This window comes from Morganella morganii (assembly GCF_019242955.1).
Taxonomy (GTDB): Bacteria; Pseudomonadota; Gammaproteobacteria; order Enterobacterales; family Enterobacteriaceae; genus Morganella; species Morganella sibonii.
This window is the reverse complement of record NZ_CP066129.1, coordinates 1,651,105-1,669,413: the sequence shown is the minus strand read 5'-3', so window position 1 is coordinate 1,669,413 and position 18,309 is coordinate 1,651,105. Positions and strand designations below refer to the sequence as shown.

Annotated in this window: 17 protein-coding genes; 3 read left to right on the top strand and 14 right to left on the bottom strand. The window is 51.1% G+C overall.

Going from position 1 to position 18,309, the window contains the following annotated elements; genetic code table 11:
- Nucleotides 1-79: 79 nt before the first annotated feature.
- Nucleotides 80-400, top strand: coding sequence for a flagellar biosynthesis anti-sigma factor FlgM (flgM, locus tag JC793_RS07580; protein WP_218428031.1), 321 nt, complete (start codon nucleotides 80-82; stop codon nucleotides 398-400).
- A 7-nt stretch (nucleotides 401-407) separates the two neighbouring features.
- Entirely contained in the window at nucleotides 408-848 is a 441-nt protein-coding gene (locus JC793_RS07575; protein WP_182105064.1) for a flagella synthesis protein FlgN, read from the top strand.
- 363 nt (nucleotides 849-1,211) lie between these two features.
- Here JC793_RS07575 and flhA read toward each other — a convergent pair whose 3' ends face one another.
- Both flhA and flhB read right to left on the bottom strand, forming a co-directional pair.
- Nucleotides 1,212-3,308, bottom strand: a complete 2,097-nt coding sequence (gene flhA, locus JC793_RS07570) for a flagellar biosynthesis protein FlhA (protein ID WP_218428029.1) — start codon at nucleotides 3,306-3,308, stop codon at nucleotides 1,212-1,214.
- Nucleotides 3,301-4,452 (bottom strand): flagellar biosynthesis protein FlhB, encoded by a 1,152-nt coding sequence (gene flhB / locus JC793_RS07565; protein ID WP_054425696.1) that lies wholly within the window; start codon nucleotides 4,450-4,452, stop codon nucleotides 3,301-3,303. Before flhB ends, flhA begins: the two co-directional genes overlap by 8 nt.
- Before the next feature lie 323 nt (nucleotides 4,453-4,775).
- Between flhB and JC793_RS07560 the strand changes: the two genes are divergently transcribed.
- The gene (locus JC793_RS07560) at nucleotides 4,776-5,099 is read left to right on the top strand and encodes a DUF5339 domain-containing protein (protein ID WP_046892437.1); all 324 of its coding nucleotides are present in this window, start codon (nucleotides 4,776-4,778) and stop codon (nucleotides 5,097-5,099) included.
- A gap of 59 nt (nucleotides 5,100-5,158) precedes the next feature.
- On the opposite strand, the gene JC793_RS07555 is transcribed toward JC793_RS07560, so the two are convergent.
- From JC793_RS07555 to flhD, 12 genes are all read right to left on the bottom strand, one after another.
- The gene (locus tag JC793_RS07555) at nucleotides 5,159-5,797 is read right to left on the bottom strand and encodes a protein phosphatase CheZ (RefSeq protein WP_046892438.1); all 639 of its coding nucleotides are present in this window, start codon (nucleotides 5,795-5,797) and stop codon (nucleotides 5,159-5,161) included.
- A gap of 25 nt (nucleotides 5,798-5,822) precedes the next feature.
- A complete protein-coding gene (gene cheY, locus JC793_RS07550; protein ID WP_004236857.1) occupies nucleotides 5,823-6,215 on the bottom strand; it encodes a chemotaxis response regulator CheY in 393 nt (130 codons plus the stop codon).
- Between the two features lie 54 nt (nucleotides 6,216-6,269).
- Entirely contained in the window at nucleotides 6,270-7,337 is a 1,068-nt protein-coding gene (locus JC793_RS07545) for a protein-glutamate methylesterase/protein-glutamine glutaminase (protein WP_046892439.1), read from the bottom strand.
- Nucleotides 7,309-8,172 carry a CheR family methyltransferase gene (locus JC793_RS07540; RefSeq protein ID WP_218428027.1) on the bottom strand — a complete coding sequence of 288 codons (864 nt, stop codon included), beginning with the start codon at nucleotides 8,170-8,172 and terminating at the stop codon, nucleotides 7,309-7,311. The genes JC793_RS07545 and JC793_RS07540 overlap by 29 nt, the downstream gene beginning before the upstream one ends.
- A gap of 118 nt (nucleotides 8,173-8,290) precedes the next feature.
- On the bottom strand, nucleotides 8,291-9,865 hold the full coding sequence (locus tag JC793_RS07535) for a methyl-accepting chemotaxis protein (protein ID WP_166707500.1): 1,575 nt from the start codon (nucleotides 9,863-9,865) through the stop codon (nucleotides 8,291-8,293).
- Nucleotides 9,866-9,977: 112 nt separating this feature from the next.
- Nucleotides 9,978-11,663 (bottom strand): methyl-accepting chemotaxis protein, encoded by a 1,686-nt coding sequence (locus JC793_RS07530; protein WP_046892442.1) that lies wholly within the window; start codon nucleotides 11,661-11,663, stop codon nucleotides 9,978-9,980.
- Nucleotides 11,664-11,758: 95 nt separating this feature from the next.
- Nucleotides 11,759-12,256: a chemotaxis protein CheW gene (gene cheW, locus JC793_RS07525; protein ID WP_046892443.1), complete on the bottom strand. Its 498-nt coding sequence runs from the start codon at nucleotides 12,254-12,256 to the stop codon at nucleotides 11,759-11,761.
- A 16-nt stretch (nucleotides 12,257-12,272) separates the two neighbouring features.
- Complete coding sequence (gene cheA, locus JC793_RS07520) at nucleotides 12,273-14,342, bottom strand: chemotaxis protein CheA (protein WP_218428025.1); 2,070 nt, start codon at nucleotides 14,340-14,342, stop codon at nucleotides 12,273-12,275.
- Nucleotides 14,343-14,417: 75 nt separating this feature from the next.
- Nucleotides 14,418-15,416 (bottom strand): flagellar motor protein MotB, encoded by a 999-nt coding sequence (motB, locus tag JC793_RS07515; protein WP_218428023.1) that lies wholly within the window; start codon nucleotides 15,414-15,416, stop codon nucleotides 14,418-14,420.
- A 7-nt stretch (nucleotides 15,417-15,423) separates the two neighbouring features.
- Entirely contained in the window at nucleotides 15,424-16,311 is an 888-nt protein-coding gene (gene motA / locus JC793_RS07510; RefSeq protein ID WP_046892445.1) for a flagellar motor stator protein MotA, read from the bottom strand.
- Between the two features lie 99 nt (nucleotides 16,312-16,410).
- Entirely contained in the window at nucleotides 16,411-16,992 is a 582-nt protein-coding gene (gene flhC / locus JC793_RS07505; protein ID WP_218428022.1) for a flagellar transcriptional regulator FlhC, read from the bottom strand.
- 5 nt (nucleotides 16,993-16,997) lie between these two features.
- Nucleotides 16,998-17,351, bottom strand: a complete 354-nt coding sequence (gene flhD, locus JC793_RS07500) for a flagellar transcriptional regulator FlhD (protein WP_004240016.1) — start codon at nucleotides 17,349-17,351, stop codon at nucleotides 16,998-17,000.
- Between the last annotated feature and the right edge of the window lie 958 nt (nucleotides 17,352-18,309).

The window sequence follows — 18,309 nt, the reverse complement described above, 5'->3', positions numbered from 1 at the left end:
CAGATAAGATTGCCGATAAACAATGAGCACAAGGGAGGCGCCCCTCCATCTCATACAGATCGGGAAAAGGAAAACAGATATGGCAATTGAGCAAACATCCGCGATTTCAGCACTGACCAAAGTGACTAACCGCGATCCGAAAGAGCTGGCCGCGCCGGTGCGCGATAAAAAAATTCAGGCTGAAGAGACAGTCCGCGAAAGCGCATTTTCGCCGAGCGAACTTCAGAAGCAGCTGCTTGCACCGGGTAAAAACGATATTAATACGGCAAGAGTCGCTGAAATCAAACAGGCACTGAAAGACGGCACATTACGGATGGACGCCGGTAAAATTGCTGACGGCCTGCTGCGCGATGCACATGAATGCATGTTATCCATGGACAGTGCTGATAAAAATGACTGATCAACTAATGGCTGATCAACTGCTGCCGCTGCTGGATCAACAACTCTCTCATTTGCAGTCACTGCACCAGGTGATGAAAAATGAAGAGTTGTTACTCGGCTACCCGCGTGTTCCGCAGTCCCCGTTTCAGGAAGCCACGGAGCAGAAACGCTTTCTGGTTGCCGCTATCGGCCATAATGAAACCCGCCGTCAGGCGCTGGAGCAGGAAAGCGGTCTGTGTGCCCCTTATGAAAATAATGAAACCATGCACACTGTCTGGAATGCGATCAGAGATCTGACCACCACGCTGAAAGAAATGAATTACCGCAATCATCAGATGCTGAAGCTGCATATGCAGTTTAATCAGGAACGGCTGGATTTTATGAAAAAACATAATAACCAGGCAACTTACGGCTCTGATGGCCAGGAATCCCGCACCCCGGTGCTCGGCAAAAAAATTTCTGTCTGATAATTAACTGCCCTCCCCCGGCAGTTAATCTCCCCTGCGTATAATCTCACTGTTTATCATCCTGCGTTACTGCCGTGCCTTCCTGATATCACACCGGTAAACAGGATGCTCTCACATCATACCTTTATACACTTCCCGGAGTGCTGACCTGACATAATCAGTACCGGTTGTACCGATCATTTTTCCGGATACCCGGCTGGCAACCCAATCATTACACAACAATTCAGATATCCGGATAAACAAAGCCCGTCACCGCTTTTCATCAGTGATAAAAACTTTTTCCCGGGAAGAACGGCGGTGCATATAACAAAAAGGGGAACCTGCGTGCGCGGGTTCCCCTTTGGATGGTTATGTTGTCCGGTATTAACCGCCGATCATAGAGGTCATCCGTATCTGACGGCGGTCATTCAGTTCGAGATTAGACATTACTGCCAGCTGCGGCAGACTGCGGCGCAGGAAACGGGATAAAATCAGACGCAGTGAGTGATTGACCAGCAATACCGTTGGTGCGCCCATGGCTTCCTGGTGCTGTACGGCATTCATTGCCTGCATTTCGATATTCTGTGCCAGGTTCGGCTCCAGGCCGCCACCGCTTTTCGACGCCTGTAACAGAATCTGCTCCAGCCCCGCATCCAGACCAATGACCTGAATTTCCCCGGACGCACCGAACCACTGCTGGGTGATGGCGCGACCCAGTGCAATACGCACCTGCGAGGTCAGAACATCCGTATCTTTCTGCTCACCATTCTCACCGGCCTGCTCTGCCAGCGTTTCAATGATGGTGCGCATATCGCGGATCATGACGTTTTCAGTCAGCAGATTCTGTAATACACGATGGAAGATAGTCAGAGATAATGTATCCGGAATCAGATCATCCGCCAGCTTCGGCATCTCTTTCTTCAGGCGGTCATACAGCATCTGCGCTTCCTGACGGCCGAACAGGTCACTCGCGTATTCCAGCAGGATCTGGTTAAAGTGCGTCGCCACCGCCGTGCTGGCCGATACCACTGTGTAACCCTGAATTTGTGCCTGCTCACGCAGATCATCATCAATCCATACTGCCGGTAAACCAAAGGCCGGTTCCTGTGTGGCATCGCCTTCCAGAGAGCCGGCTGCATTGCCCGGGTCAATCGCCAGCCAGCGGCCCGGCTGCGCTTCACCACGCCCGACTTCCGCGCCTTTGATCAGAATCCGGTAGGCGGTCGGTGCCAGTTCCAGGTTGTCACAGATATGCACCACCGGCGGCAGATACCCCACTTCCTGCGCGAATTTTTTGCGCAGTCCGCGGATACGCCCGAGCAGTTCACCCTGCTGATCATTATCCACCAGCGGGATCAGACGGTAGCCGACTTCCATCGCCAGCAGGTCTTCCGCCACCACATCATCCCAGGTCGCTTCCGTGACTTTGTTCGCCTCACGGAAATGCTGCTCCTGCGCATTGGTTTCGGTTTCTTTGACCGGCTCTTTACTTTTCTTCACCAGATACCAGCCGAGTGATGCCAGCGCCACCGTAAATAACAGGAACACAAAGTTCGGCATGCCCGGAATAAGCCCCAGCAGTCCCAGAACCCCTGCACTCAGCCACATCACTCGCGGGTTGTTGAACAGCTGGGTGACCATCTGTTCACCGGCATCTTCATCGGTTGCCACACGGGTCACAATCACACCGGCCGCAGTGGAGATAATCAGTGCCGGGATCTGAGCCACCAGACCATCACCGATAGTCAGCAGCGTATAGGTACTGGCGGCATCGCCCAGCGCCATATGATGCTGAGCCACACCGACAATCAGACCACCGACCACGTTAATGACCATAATCATGATCCCAGCGATAGCATCACCGCGGACAAATTTACTGGCACCGTCCATCGAGCCGTAGAAATCGGACTCCTGAGTCACTTCGGTGCGGCGGCGCTTCGCTTCTTCTTCATTGATGATCCCGGCGTTCAGATCCGCATCAATCGCCATCTGCTTACCCGGCATCCCGTCGAGCACAAAGCGGGCTCCGACTTCGGCAATACGTCCCGCACCCTTGGTGATAACCATAAAGTTGATTAACACCAGGATGATAAAGACCACAATCCCGATAGCAAAGTTTCCGCCGACCAGGAAGTGCCCGAAGGCTTCCACCACCCGGCCCGCCGCCGCAGGACCTGTGTGACCGTCCATCAGAATGATACGGGTTGAGGCCACGTTCAGCGACAGGCGCAGTAAGGTGGAAAACAGCAGGATAGTCGGGAACGCGGCAAAATCGAGTGTGCGGCGGGTGAACATCGCCACCAGCAGCACCATAATCGAAAGCGCGATATTGAAGGTAAACAGCAAATCCAGCACAAACGCCGGCAGCGGCAGTACCATCATTGACAGGATCATCAGGATGAGGACCGGCCCGGCAAGTAACTGCCATTGTGCTCCCTGCATCGTTTTCGGTAATCTCAAAAGTGCAGCCAGATTAGCCATTTCGGGTATTTTCTCCAACAAAATCAAGTGCCTTCGGCACCGGTAAATTCTTCGGTTTTTTCGGTTTCAGGCCGCCCTCGCGACGCCAGCGGCGCAGCTGAAACACCCATGCCAGCACTTCCGCCACTGCGGCATACAGTGCCGCCGGGATCGACTGCCCCACTTCAGCATGACGGTAAAGTGCCCGCGCCAGCGGCGGAGCCTCCAGCAGTAAAATGCGGTTCTCCGCACCAATCTCTTTGATCCGCTGTGCCAGCACACCGGCACCTTTGGCCAGAACCCGCGGCGCGGTCATTTTTTTCTCGTCATATTTCAGAGCAACGGCGTAGTGTGTCGGGTTCGTCACAATCACATCCGCCTGCGGCACATCCGCCATCATGCGGTTACGTGCCATCGCACGCTGCTGCTGACGGATTTTCGCTTTTATCTGCGGGTCACCCTCCTGCTGTTTAAATTCATCCTTGATTTCCTGGCGGCTCATCCGCAGCTTTTTCAGGTGCGAACGGAACTGCCAGAACACATCGAATGCCACCATCGGGATCAGCATAAAAATGATGAGGTAACCGGCAAAAAGTACTTTTTGCATCGCGTTTGCCATCGCTGTTGACGGGGATTCCATCGCCAGATGCAGTAATGACGGCCATGCCTGCCATAAAAAAATCCACGCACCCAAGCCAATCAGCAGGGATTTGAGAATCGCCTTGAATAATTCGGCCAGCGCATTCATGGAAAAAAGGCGTTTCAGTCCCTTCAGCAGGCTGAGTTTTGTCAGGTCAAATTTGATGGATTTGGTGTTAAACGCCAGACCGCCGACCAGCGCCGAGGCGGAAATACCGACCAGAGCCAGACCACCGACAACCGGCAGCAGCGCAAACAAGGCTTCACCAATCACCTTTCCGAGAAAACGCAGCATCAGCCCCGGGTTCTGCAGATAAAAGTTATCGAAGATAAATCCCTGACGAAAAATATCCCGCAGCTGTCCCGCCAGATGGCCGCCGCTTAACCACAGCAGGCTGATACCCGCCAGCATCATCATCAGTGAACTGAGTTCTTTCGAGCGGACAATCTGTCCGTCTTCTTTGGCTTTCTGTTTTTTATGGGGGGTGGGTTCTTCTGTTTTTTCTACATCACTTTCATCAGACACACACGCCTCCGCCGTCTGCCGGGATTTTGCTTATGGCTATAGCATGACAGAGTGCGGCAAATTCAATGGTGGAAAATGACCGAACTTAACGGTGCAATTCCCTGATTAAAGCAGGAGTGGCGGTTTTATCAGCAGAAAATCACTCAGTGACGCCCGGAGGCAGTGGCCGGCCACGTAAAATAACCAATTTCAGCTGCGGAACCTGATGAAAGTCCGTATTTCGGACAATTCGTGAAATTAGGAACAATTCCGATAGGCACTTATTACCGGTACTTTATAATTTGCCACTGTTTTATTCCACGATAATCACAAGGTACTCACGAATGAAAAAAACAATTTTAGCCTGTTCTCTGGGTTTAATGGCTCTGGCTCTGACTGCGTGTTCCGGCGAAGAAAAATCAGCATCATCCGTTCCGGGTGCCACTGAAACCTGTAACAAATACTTCGCTGAAGTCGATGATTTAATGAAGAAAGCGACTGACAAAGCAGGTGATAACGAAGCGGTTAAAGCTCAGTTAGAACCAATGATGAAACAGTACGACGATGCGAAAAAACAGATCGCCGCACTGCCTGCTGACCAGCAGGATGCCGCATGTAAAGCCGGCAGCGAAGCAATGGCCCAGGTCAAACAGGCTATGGGTATCTGATTTCCGTTCTGACGGACTGACAGATCTGAACCGCGGCATCCCTGCTGCGGTTTTTTATGTCAGAAACCAAGCTCATCCAGCAGGTCATCAACCTGTGACTGAGATGCCATCACGTTTGTCCCTTTCGGATCAATCTGCGGCCCGTTTTTCAGGCTGTCGACCGGATGTTTGGCGCGGATGTCTGCCGGAGTGTTTTCCATCAGCAGAAACAGCAACTGTTTCTCCGTTTCTTCCACCACTTCCATCATTTTTTTCACGACCTGACCTGTCAGATCCTGGAAATCCTGTGCCATCATAATTTCCAGCAGCTCACTTTTGGTTACCGCACTGCCGTCAATCACCCGGCGGATAAAGGCCAGGGTGGATTCCTGCAATGCCGGATCAACCTCCGCAGACGGGCAGGACTGCCAGCGCGCCTGCAAATCCAGGGCATCCTCGTGCATTTTTACCTGTAACGGCTTGATGGTATCGATGCCGTTGAGCGTTTTTTCCGCCGCCTGTGCGGTCATCTGAGCGATGTAACGCAGTCTGTCTTTTCCGTCCGGAATTGTCGCGACCGCCTGCTGCACGCCCTTTTCTAATCCCAGTTCACGCATGCTTTCTCTTAACATCCTCGTTAAAAAACCGACTCTGGTGATGATCTGTTTTAAGTCATCATCACTGTTTTTGTTTCTGTCCGTTGATTTATTTTCCGTCATCCTGCTTTCCTTCTGCTGATTCCTCTCAGTTCAGACCCATCTTTTCGAAAACTTTATTCAGTTTTTCCTCGAGGATCGCGGCGGTGAACGGCTTGACAACATAACCGCTGGCACCGGCCTGAGCGGCGGCAATAATGTTTTCTTTTTTCGCTTCGGCAGTCACCATCATGACCGGGATGTGTTTGAGCGCATCATCCGCACGGATGGTTTTCAGCAGCTCCAGTCCGTCCATGTTCGGCATGTTCCAGTCCGCCACCACGAAATCAATCTGACCCGCCCGGATTTTCTCCAGGGCATCCACACCGTCTTCCGCCTCTTCAATTTTGTTGTATCCCAACTCTTTTAAGAGGTTACGCACGATACGGCGCATAGTGGAAAAATCATCAACTACCAGAAAATTCAAATCTTTAGCGGCCATAACCACTCCTGCAATAATACAATGAATAAATACAATGAATAATTACCGGTTCCGTCAGGCGGAAACGGCAGCAAGTCTGCCCAGCACACTGGGGGCAATTTTGACGAGATCCTGAATTTCATCGACTGCATTCAGTTCAATCGCCGCTCTCGGCATGCCGAATACCACACAGCTGCGCTCATCCTGGGCGTAAGTGACCGCCCCTTTCTGCCGCAGATTCAGCATACCGCGCGCACCATCCATACCCATACCGGTCAGCAGTACCGCGATACATTTGCGTGCGGCACATTCAGCCACTGAATCAAACAGCACATCCACGGACGGACGGTGACGGTTCACCGGCGGAGTCTGCTGAAGCACCACCTGGTATCCGTGGCCTTTATCCGCGATCAGCATATGCGCATCCCCCGGGGCAATATAGGCATGCCCTTTGAGCAGCACATCACCGTGTTCCGCCTCTTTTACTGTCAGCGCACAGAGCTTGTTCAGGCGCTCGGCAAATGAGCGGGTAAAACCGGCCGGCATATGCTGGGTGATCACCACCGGCGGACACTCCGGCGGCAGCATCTCCAGGAACTGACGGATAGCTTCGGTACCGCCGGTTGACGCGCCTACCGCAATCAGGCGGTTGTGGCAGACATACGATGACAGCGGTTTGCTTATCACCGCCGGTGCTGCTGTCACTTTTTCCTGACGGCGGAAGCGGTTACCCTGCGTGATTTTTGACATCGCCGCCGCACGGATTTTTTCACCGATAAGATCGCGGTAGCTCATCATGGTTTCACGAATTCCGATTTGCGGTTTGGTGACAAAATCCACCGCGCCCAGTTCCAGGGCTTTCAGGGTCACTTCCGAGCCTTTGGAGGTCAGCGTGGACACCATCACCACCGGCACCGGGTGCAGGCGCATCAGTTTTTCCAGAAAATCGATGCCGTCCATCCGCGGCATTTCCACATCCAGTGTCACCACATCCGGTTCATGCTGTTTAATCAGATCACGCGCGACGTACGGATCAGGTGCCACGTCCACCACGGTCATATCCGGATGACTGTTAATAATTTCACGCATTAACTGACGCATCAGCGCCGAGTCATCAACGCAAAGCACTTTTATTTTTTTCATCACTTCTCCCGGCAGCCTGAATGCTGTAAACGGTCTGTCCTCTGATGACATAACGCGAAGAGAGCTGTGATAAGTTCTCCGAGTGTCCGATAAACAGCAGCCCGTCAGGCTTCAGTAACGGAACAAAACGTTCCAGTAGTTGTTTCTGCATGTCCTTATCAAAATAAATCATGACATTACGACAAAATATGGCATCAAACTGCCCCTGAAACTGCCAGTCGTTGTCCGTCAGATTCAGATAACGGAAATCAATCATCCGGCCGAGCGCCGGTTTAACCCGGGCATAGCCTTCATATTCCCCGACCCCTTTCATAAAATGGCGCTGACGCTGAAGGGCGTTGAGGTTTTTCAGCTCTTCGATACGGTAGACACCCTTGCGGGCCTTATCCAGAACTTCGGTATCGATATCACTGGCGATCACTTTGGCATTCATGGCGTTCGCACCGAGAACATCACTGAGTGTCATGGCGATCGAATACGGTTCTTCCCCTGTCGATGCGGCCGCACACCAGATAGAGATCGGCTGGTTACGGCGGGGACGGATAAAATCAGTCAGTGTCTGAAAGTGATGAGGCTCCCGGAAAAATGCGGTTAAATTGGTGGTCATAGCATTAATAAAAGCCTGCCATTCCGGGTGCAGCGGCTCCCGTTCCAGCAAACGCAGATACTCGGCGAATGTGCTCATATTGCAGTCTCTGAGCCGCTTTAACAGGCGGTTGTAGACCATATTCTTTTTATTCATGCTAAGGACGATGCCTGACTTTTTATGAATAAACCGGCACACCCGACCAAACTCATCATCTGTGAGTGGTTCTATCTGTGGCGCAAAAAGCATCGTACTTGTTGTCCTTTCGGTAAAAACGATTCAGTGACAGTTTCAATACAAACCAATCAGTTACCGCCCGCCGCGGGTCTGCGATACGAACCGGGGCGGGCGGGGATCAGCAGAACCGTCAGCCGGCAAAGCCGGACTGTATGCCCTTGTTCTCCGGCAGCTCAAAGAAAGCGACCGTATCGACCAGGTTATTCGCCTGATCCTCCAGTGCGGCTGTCGCACCTGTTGACTGCTCAACCAGTGCGGCGTTCTGCTGGGTCACCAGATCCATCTGGCTGACGGCGGTTGCCACCTGTTCGATACCGCGGCTCTGCTCGTTGGAGGCAGACGCGATTTCGCTCATCAGTTCCGTCACCTGGTTCACGGCAGTGACCAGTTCTTCCATTGTCTTGCCGGCGCTGTCCACCAGCTGGGTTCCCTGACCGACACGGTCAACAGATTCATCAATCAGGGACTTAATCTCTTTTGCCGCTTCCGCACTGCGCTGTGCCAGCGCACGAACCTCACCGGCGACCACGGAGAATCCGCGTCCCTGCTCACCGGCACGGGCCGCTTCCACGGCAGCGTTCAGGGCAAGGATGTTGGTCTGGAAGGCAATGCCGTCGATCACGCTGATAATGGCGCTGATTTTCTGCGAACTGTTGGCAATCGAGGTCATGGTTTCGATCACGCTGTCCGTGATCTGGCCACCGCGGCTGGCGGTTTTCGATGCCGTGACCGCAAGTTCACTGGCCTGACGGGCGTTGTCGGCGTTCTGTTTCACCGTCGCGGTCAGCTCTTCCATACTGGCGGCGGTTTCTTCCAGCGATGCAGCCTGCTGTTCTGTACGCGATGATAAATTATTATTGCCCAGCGCAATCTCGCGAATTCCGGTATACATTTGGTCTGTATTCAGACGAACGTTTGAGACAGATTCTGCCAGTGATTCCTGCATCAGTTTAAGCTGGCCGAATACCACTCCGATTTCATCGCGGGTGGTCACTTCTATTTTCTGGTTCAGTTTGCCCTGAGCAACCTGCATAAAATGCTCGCTCATGCTGGTCAGCGGGTTAATCACTTTGTGACGCATCCAGAAATGGGCCAGGCCGGAAATCAGCAGAATGGTGGCGGTGACGCAAAAGAACATGATCCACGCCAGACGGTTATAGAAGGTGCCGGACTCAATCGCACTGCGGCTTTCCTCATCCAGCAGAGCCAGATAATCATTGACCACAGCACCCATTTTATCCTGATACATCTGAGTCGGATGTTCCACATACGCCGGGATATTGGCGTTATCAATGTAACCACGCAGTTCTTTGATGACACTGAGGTAAGACTGGTACTGCTCCTCAATGCCGGCAAAATCCTCTTTCTCACTGAGAACCGGCTGGGATTTGAAGTTATTGTAATCTTCCGCTGCTTTCTCCAGCAGTAAATCAAACGCCGCTTTAACCTGGCGGATATCGCTCTCCTCAGAGCCGACTTTGATATGCACAACAACCTGGGTAAGCAGGTTACGGGCCTGCATCAGATCTTCATAAGAAGACACCAGCAAAGCCCGTTTTTTTGAGCCGAGATCGACCCGTTCCAGTGATGATAATTCTGATGAAACAATCCCCAGCGATAATCCGCTGGACACTATCTGCATACCGCAAAAGAAAATAAGCAACAGATATAAACTGACAGAAATCCGTATTCTCTTACCAAACATAATGCTATCCCCACTGCGTCCGGCCGGGCTCACCTGCTTCAATTATTATTATCGCTGTGATGCACAAAAGCGCCGTCAGGTTTCCCTGACAGCGCAAAGCACAGACGCGTCGTTAAAAAGTTTCCCAATTGTCATCATCTTGGTGATTCTTCGATGATATTTTGCTGAGATCCGGGGTTTTCACGACATTCGAAATCGTTCTTGCCGCCGGTTCAGTATGTTTATCGTCCTTGTGTTTCAGGGCCGGTAAACGGAAAATGGCTATCAGTTGTGACAGTTTTGCCACCTGTTCTTCCAGCACATTTGCCGCCACCGCAGATTGCTCAACCAGTGAGGCGTTCTGCTGCGTCACTTTGTCCATTTCGGCAACTGCAATACTGACCTGTGAAATACCTTTACTCTGCTCATCGGATGCGGTGGCGATATGCGCCATAATATCGGTGACCCGGGTGACGGATTCCACAATCCGGGTCATGGTTTTACCGGCATCTTCTGCCTGACGGGCACCGGTTCCGGTACGGGATACCGAATCTTCGATGAGGATTTTGATCTCTTTCGCCGCATCCGCGCTGCGCTGCGCCAGGTTACGGACTTCATCCGCCACCACCGCAAAACCACGGCCGTGTTCACCGGCACGGGCGGCTTCAACCGCCGCGTTCAGTGCCAGGATATTGGTCTGGAACGCAATGCTGTCGATAACAGCGGTGATATCGGAAATTTTCTGGGAACTGTCAGCGATATTCAGCATGGTATTGACCACGTTGGACACCACTTTGCCGCCTTCACGGGCAATCTCGGACGCCTGACCGGCGAACTCACTGGCCTGATGGGCATATTCGGTGTTCTGTTTCACCGTTGCGGTCAGTTCTTCCATACTGGCGGCTGTCTCTTCCAGACAGGCAACCTGCTCCTGGGTACGGGCGGACAAATCATTGTTACCGGCGGCGATTTCGCTGGTTCCCTGATAGATGTTTTCACTGCCGTCACGCACACCGCGCACCGTATTAATCAGCTCCTGCTGCATGTGCTGCACACCGCGGCCGAGATCAGCGATTTCATTATGGCCGTTGACAGGCACTGTCGGAGTCAGGTCACCGGCAGCAAACACTTTGATACGATCAACCAGGCCATTAAGAGGATGAATGATCCCGCGCTGTACATAGCGATAACTGATGATACCGATCAGCGCGAGGATAACCGCCAGTGCAATCAGCATATACAGTGATTCACTGAAGTTATCTTCCGCATTCTGCACTTCACCCCGGAATGCCACCGAAATGCTGTCGAAATACGAATTAAACTGCTCTTCGAATTTCATCTGATAGCCGGATGTGGCATAGGTGTAGAACTGTTCCAGCTGATCTTCACGGACGTAAGACATCAGCCGGGTCAGCGCATTACGGTAGGTTTCATAGGTGGAAAGCAGTTTTTCAAACTTGGCCTTGTCGTAACTGGTGCCTTCCATCATTTTCATATAGCGGGCATACGCGGCATCCGCATCTGCTAACTGACGGGTGGCTTGTTTGATCAGCTCGTCCGGGGTGGCATCGTCTTTAAAAGTGTGCTCTCTGAGCAGAAAACCGTTTGCAGCCCGGTTTAAATTGGCGCGGGCCTGGATCAGGTTAACCCAACTCTGGGTAAGTACCTGTCTCTGGCTCTGAAGTGAATCCAAAAAGTGAATACTGTCGCGGTTTTCACCCAGTTTGCTGAACATCAGTCCGCTGGATGCCAGCTGCAACAGTACGAATATAAGAATAACGGATAAAAGCCCTGATACAATTTTAATTCTGCTATACATAATTTTCTACTGGCATAGTGTTATTGTATTTTTGATATCGGTCACACGACAAAAAACTTTAGTGATGGATTAACCAAAACTATATGGCTGAATTATCATTCAGCCATGCTGTCGATCAGTGCCATTTCCTCGCTGGAAAGCAGCTTTTCGATATCAACCAGAATCAGCATCCGCTCACCGATCGTGCCCAGACCGGTCAGATACTGTGTCGATAAAGTGACCGCAAAATCCGGAGCCGGTGCAATCTGTTCATCTTTAAGCACCAGCACGTCAGACACGCCGTCCACCACAATACCGACCACGCGATCTTTCAGATTGACCACAATCACCACGGTGTTGTCGTTATAAGTGACGTTCTGATGGGAGAACTTCACCCGCAGATCAATAATCGGAATGATCACGCCGCGTAAGTTAGTGACACCCTTAATAAAATCCGGGGTATTCGCAATACGGGTGACCTGCTCATAACCACGGATTTCCTGTACTTTCAGGATCTCAATGCCATACTCTTCTTCACCCAGCGTAAAAATCAGATACCCTTCGCCGTTTTTCTCTTCATCGAGTTTGTTTAAATCTTCATCCATCATCGACATGGTTATTTACCTTTGTTTATTGCATCACGACGTGTGACGTGTTCAGTTTCTTTTTGCACAAAATTTCGTTGTTCATTCTCTGCAATTCCGCCACATCAATAATCAGTGCAACGGAACCGTCGCCCATGATAGTGGCCGCGGAGATCCCCGGAATTTTGCGGTAATTACTTTCAACATTTTTCACCACCACCTGCTGCTGTCCGATCAGTCTGTCCACCAGCAGCGCGTAACGGTTACCGGCGTTCTGAACAATCAGGGCGATACTTTTTGCCAGATCATGCTCAGCCTCTTTAATGCCGAAGACCTTGTGCATTTCGACCAGCGGCAGATATTCACCGCGAACCAGCAGCATTTTTTCCTCACCGGCAAGGCGGTAAATATCTTCCTGACGCGGCTGAAGTGTGCTGATAATGGCGCTGAGCGGTACAATAAAGACATCATCAGCCACTTTGACGGACATGCCGTCGAGAATAGCCAGTGTCAGCGGCAGCAGAATCCGGGTCACGGTACCGCGGCCCTCGGTGAAACCAATCTGAATACGGCCGCCCATATCCTGGATGTTCCGTTTCACCACATCCATGCCCACACCACGGCCGGACACATCGGTGATGACTTCAGCAGTGGAGAAACCCGGCGCCATAATCAGCATCGCGATTTCATCGTTGGTCATGTTGTCGTGCACATCCATACCCTGCTGGCGGGCTTTGGCCAGGATGCGTTCCCGGTTCAGGCCGGCACCGTCATCCCGCACTTCAATGCAGATATTGCCGCTCTGATGTTCCGCCGCCAGGGTCAGCGTGCCGGCTTCCGGTTTGCCGTTGGCCGCACGGACTTCCGGTTTTTCAATACCGTGGTCGAGACTGTTACGCACAAGATGTGTCAGCGGATCGATAATCCGCTCAATCAGGCTCTTATCGAGTTCGGTGGAACTGCCCTCCACTTTCAGTTCGATTTTCTTATTCAGTTTTGAGGCGATATCGCGCACCATGCGCGGGAAGCGGCTGAAGACATAATCCATCGGCATCATACGGATGGACATAACGGATTCCTGAAGTGCACGTGAGTTGCGTTCCAGTTGCACAATAGAACTGAGCAGATCCGCATATTCAGCCTGATCCACCTGCTGGCTGTGCTGGGTCAGCATGGACTGGATAATCACCAGCTCACCGACGAGGTTGATCAGCTGATCCACTTTCTCCACCGCCACACGGATACTGCCGCTGTCACCTTTGTTTTTTGCAGCCGCAGCCGGTGCTTTACGGGCTGCCGGTGCAGCAGATGATACCGCCGGTACCGCCGCGGCAGCCGGTGCGCTGACTGTTTCCGCTTCCGGCTCTGCCGGAGTGCTGTCTGCGGCCAGAATGGCGGCTAATTCCGCTGCCGGAGTTTCTTCATAAGCAATCTGTGAATCATCCACCACAAAACAGAGTACTCCGCTGATGTCATCAATTGCGGTATTGGTGCCCAGCCAGACTTTCAGGGTATCGGTGCCCTGTTCGGTTTTGTATACCGTGCCGAACAGTGATAATTCATCCGCCAGTAAAGCGACTTCACTTTCTTTCAGCTTACTGAGTGTGAAAGTGAAATGATGTGAAAAACCGGTTTCCGTTACAGTGCCGGTATCTTCCGCAGCCGGGGTATCCTCTGCGGCTTTGCTGACAGCTTCCGGTGCGGCAGTTTCAGTGACAGCCACAGCATCGGCCACACTCTGTTCCACATGCCCGAGCACTTCACAGATCCGGTTAAAGCTCTCTTCATCCGGCAGTGTGTCGCTCTTATAGGCATCCAGCTGTGAGCCCATCACATCTTTGGTATCGAGGAAAACGTCAATAATATCCGGCGTCAGCGTCAGTTCATCATGGCGGGCTTTATCGAGCAGGTTTTCCAGGGTGTGTGTGGTTTTCTGCAACAGCGTGAAGCCGAATGTTGCCGCACCACCTTTAATGGAGTGTGCGCTGCGGAAGATAGCATTGAGCTGTTCATTGTCCGGTTCCAGGGGATCAAGTTCCAGCAGGTGCTGTTCCATATCCCGGAGCAGCTCATCGGCTTCATCGAAGAATGTTTGATAAAACTCGGTTATATCCATCGCGGTTATCCAATTTTTTCTTGTGTTACGGCTGACAGGTACTGCCGGAAATCCGGCAGTACCTGTCCATCCTGTTTATTGTGTGGTATCCGCCGCTGCGGCACTGTTCTGCGGCGGCGTCTGATCCGGAGCGACCGGTTCCGGCCCCGGAACCGGCGGGATCTCCGGCGGTTCCGGTGTTTCGCTGCGCGGCGGCAACTGCTTCAGCTGCTGTATATCCGTAACGGGAACGGCCCCTTCATATTCATGGAGGATATTTTCCATCTCCGCTTCATTCAGAACGATGATGCTGATACGGCGGTTCACCGGCGCAAGCCCGTCGTTTTTATCCAGGTGAATAGAGGATGCCATCCCGACCACCCGCAGAATTTTGTTCTCAGCCATACCACCGCGGACCAGTTCACGGCGGGAAGCATTGGCTCGCTCGGCAGACAGTTCCCAGTTACTGTAGTTGCCGCCGTTGGCGTACGGCAGGTCATCGGTGTGACCGGAAATACTGATACGATTCGGTACGTCATTCAGAATCGGCGCAATCGCCCGCAGAATATCCCGCATATACGGTTCAACATGGGTGGAGCCGACCATAAACATCGGACGGTTGGCACTGTCCACAATCTGGATCCGCAACCCGTCATCCGTGGTATCAATCAGCAGATGCGGTTTCAGTTCATTCAGCCGCGGGTCTTTAAGAATGGCCTGTTCCAGATCCTGTTTCAGTTTCTCAAAACGACCGTCGTCATCCTGTCCCTGCTGATCCTGCATGCTGTCAGGGTCCGGCAGAGTGTCACCCTCTTTATAAATAATGTCTTTGCCGCCGCCCGGAATCGGATTGGTCGCATCCCCGGTTTTTGTTCCCGGGTTGATGGCCGTTTTCAGCGGCGTGCGGAAGTATTCCGCAATCTGAGTCAGTTCCTGCGGGCTGGAGATAGAAATCAGCCACATCACCAGGAAGAACGCCATCATGGCGGTCATAAAGTCAGCGTAAGCAATCTTCCATGACCCGCCGTGTCCGCCGCCGTGCCCGTGACTGCCCCGCTTTTTGACGCGGATAATATGCGTATTGCCCGGTTTCATCGTCCGTTTACTCCCCGTCCTGCGCTTCGGTACGGTGGCTGACTTTTACCTCACGGACTTTATCTTCCAGTTCGGTAAAGGACGGACGATCTGCGCTGAACAGCACTTTACGGCCGAATTCAACGGCGATTTGCGGCGGGTAACCCTGTAAGGAAGAAAGGAAAGTCACTTTGATGCATTCCAGCATTTTCAGCTGTTCACCACTGCGCAGGCGGATCAGTGACGCCAGCGGCAGAATAAAGCCATACGCAACGAGAATACCGAGGAATGTCCCGACCATTGCATGCGCAATCAGCGCCCCCAGTTCACCGGCCGGACGGTCGGCAGAACCCAGTGCGTTCACCACGCCGAGGACGGCGGCAACAATACCGAATGCAGGCATGGAATCCCCGACCATATTCAGGCCGGAAGCAGGCACTTCGCTCTCCTGACGGAATGTTTCCAGCTCTTCATCCATCAGTGCTTCAATTTCATGACTTTGCAGGTTACTGGTGATCATCAGGCGCAGATAATCCACCAGAAACATCAGTGCGGCCTGATCTTTAAGAATGCGCGGGTACTGGGAAAAAATATCGCTCTCCTGCGGATTCTCGATATCTTTTTCCAGGGCCAGCAGCCCCTGCTGGCGGGATTTATTAAGAAGCTGGAACAACAGCGCCATCAAATCCATTGACATCGCTTTGTTGTAGGAGGAGCGGCGGAACAGACGCGGCAGCACTTTACCCAGGGCAACAATGGATTTTCCGCTGTTACCGACGACAAATGCGCCAAATCCGGCACCTAAAATAATAACAAATTCAGCGGGTTGATAAAGTGCGCCCATGTGGCCGCCAACCATCAGATAGCCGCCGATGACCGTGCCCGTAACAATGATGTATCCGATGAGTATTAACACGCTATTCCCTTTAACTCAGTTAAGTATCGGATGGCTGTCAAAGGGCACTTTCAGGAAGGACAGGCAAAACGAATTTGCCTGTTTACCAAATCAATCCAGTCACATTACCGCTTTGGCAATGCCATCCTCTCGATATAGCGTAATATCGGCGGGAAGTGAGGAAAGTTTACGTTTTTTTATTGCCCGTGAAGGCGGCTGGCATAAACTGCAGGTAAAGCTGTTTTCAGGGATGTGAGCGTAGGTGACAAATGACCCGCTGCAGCAGCGGCAGACAGAACGCTGCAGCATTCCGCTCTCCACAAACCGCACCAGTGTCCAGGCACGGGTCAGTGCCAGCAGCGGCTCTTCACCGGGAGCCGGCGGACACTGCTCCAGGTACAGCCGGTACGCCTTTACTATCACATCAACACCGGAGCACTGTCCGCTGTTCATCAGGAACTCATAAGCATTATAAAACATGGAGGCGTGAATATTCTGTTCCCATGTCATAAACCAGTCTGTGGAAAACGGCAGCATCCCTTTCGGGGGAGGACATCCGCGCAGCTCTTTGTACAGGCGGATAAGACGTCCGCGACTGATTTGAGTTTCACTTTCCAACATCTGAAGACGAGCACCCAGAGAGATTAATTCCATCGCGAGACGGATATCCTGAGCCTCTTTGATGATACTTTTTTCGGCCATGATACTTATCTTTTTCTTGCGTGTGAGTCAGTGCCAGCCGCGCCGTGCGTTTGCAGCAGGCGGGTTGACAGTAAAATTCCGGTATGAACCTGTTGTAATTCATCCACGCGGGAATCACGTGTGAGTTTTTCAATGGTTTCGCTGCTCTCAAATCTGAACTGACAGATTAGCTGGTTGGTTTCTGCCAGTTTGACCAATTGAGAGAGCGTAAGGTTTGCTAACGTAGTTGCCATTGCATCGTTAATGCCTAAGCGGAACATGGCAGAAGCTTTTTCCTGAGCAATAAGTTTTTGGGCTAACAGCAGGTATGAGAGGTTAATATCATAAATATGCTTCAGAAAATCAGTCGTCTGGCTCATTTTTTATCCTATCCGAATATCAGCAGCATCAAAGTACAGCAGAAACTATCTCCGGCGCTGTGTGATACCGGAGATCCTGTTTTACGTAATGTTATAAATACCGGAGGAGCTCATTCCATTGTTTACTGCCAATCCATATAAATATCCGGCATGCGTGCGAAACACACAAAAGTAAACTTAAATTAAATACACATCAGGAATACCTGTAAACAATAAAAGTAACGATTAAAATCAGCACCAGCTTATTTAATGTCTGAATCATCTTATATCATTTATAGACGTTATTTATTATGCACCACAAAATTAACTATTCAAGCCACTGATGTTTGTTTTTATCTCAGAAAGATAAATATCCCACCATGCATTAGTACAATTTTACTATTAATTATATTTTGTCTCAACATATCTCAAATACCCACCGCACTTATCACTCCCCTAAGTCAAATGCCAGTAATCTTTAGGTAAATATGACTCAAAATACGTGTCGGCTAAGTCCTTTGCACCATGCATATAATGAATACAGATATATTGATACAGATCAAATGGTCTTATTAGGAAAGTCTGCTTTATGCCATAGCCGCGGGGAATACTTGGCAAAAATGGCGGTGTAAAATACTTATTTTTAACCGGTATGGTGATATATCGTACGCTTTAGTTCATTTTTACCTGGTTTATGACCACGTTATAACAAAGTGTAACCATGAACATTTCAGATACCCTGCGCAGATCAATGTTTAGTAATTTTTAACAAAAAATGGGCTGTTTATGACATTAAACATAAAATTATCTTATGTTAATGAGGGTTCTTTATTTAGCAGAGAAGCAATTAAAGATTAAATGAATTTAATTCATTCTTGAGGTTTTCTATTCCGGATGTGCTTTATTTCTTTTAAAAGAATAATGCCTTTTTCTTTTTATATGCTCACTTATTTGTCTTTTCGGAGCGTATAAGGTTATG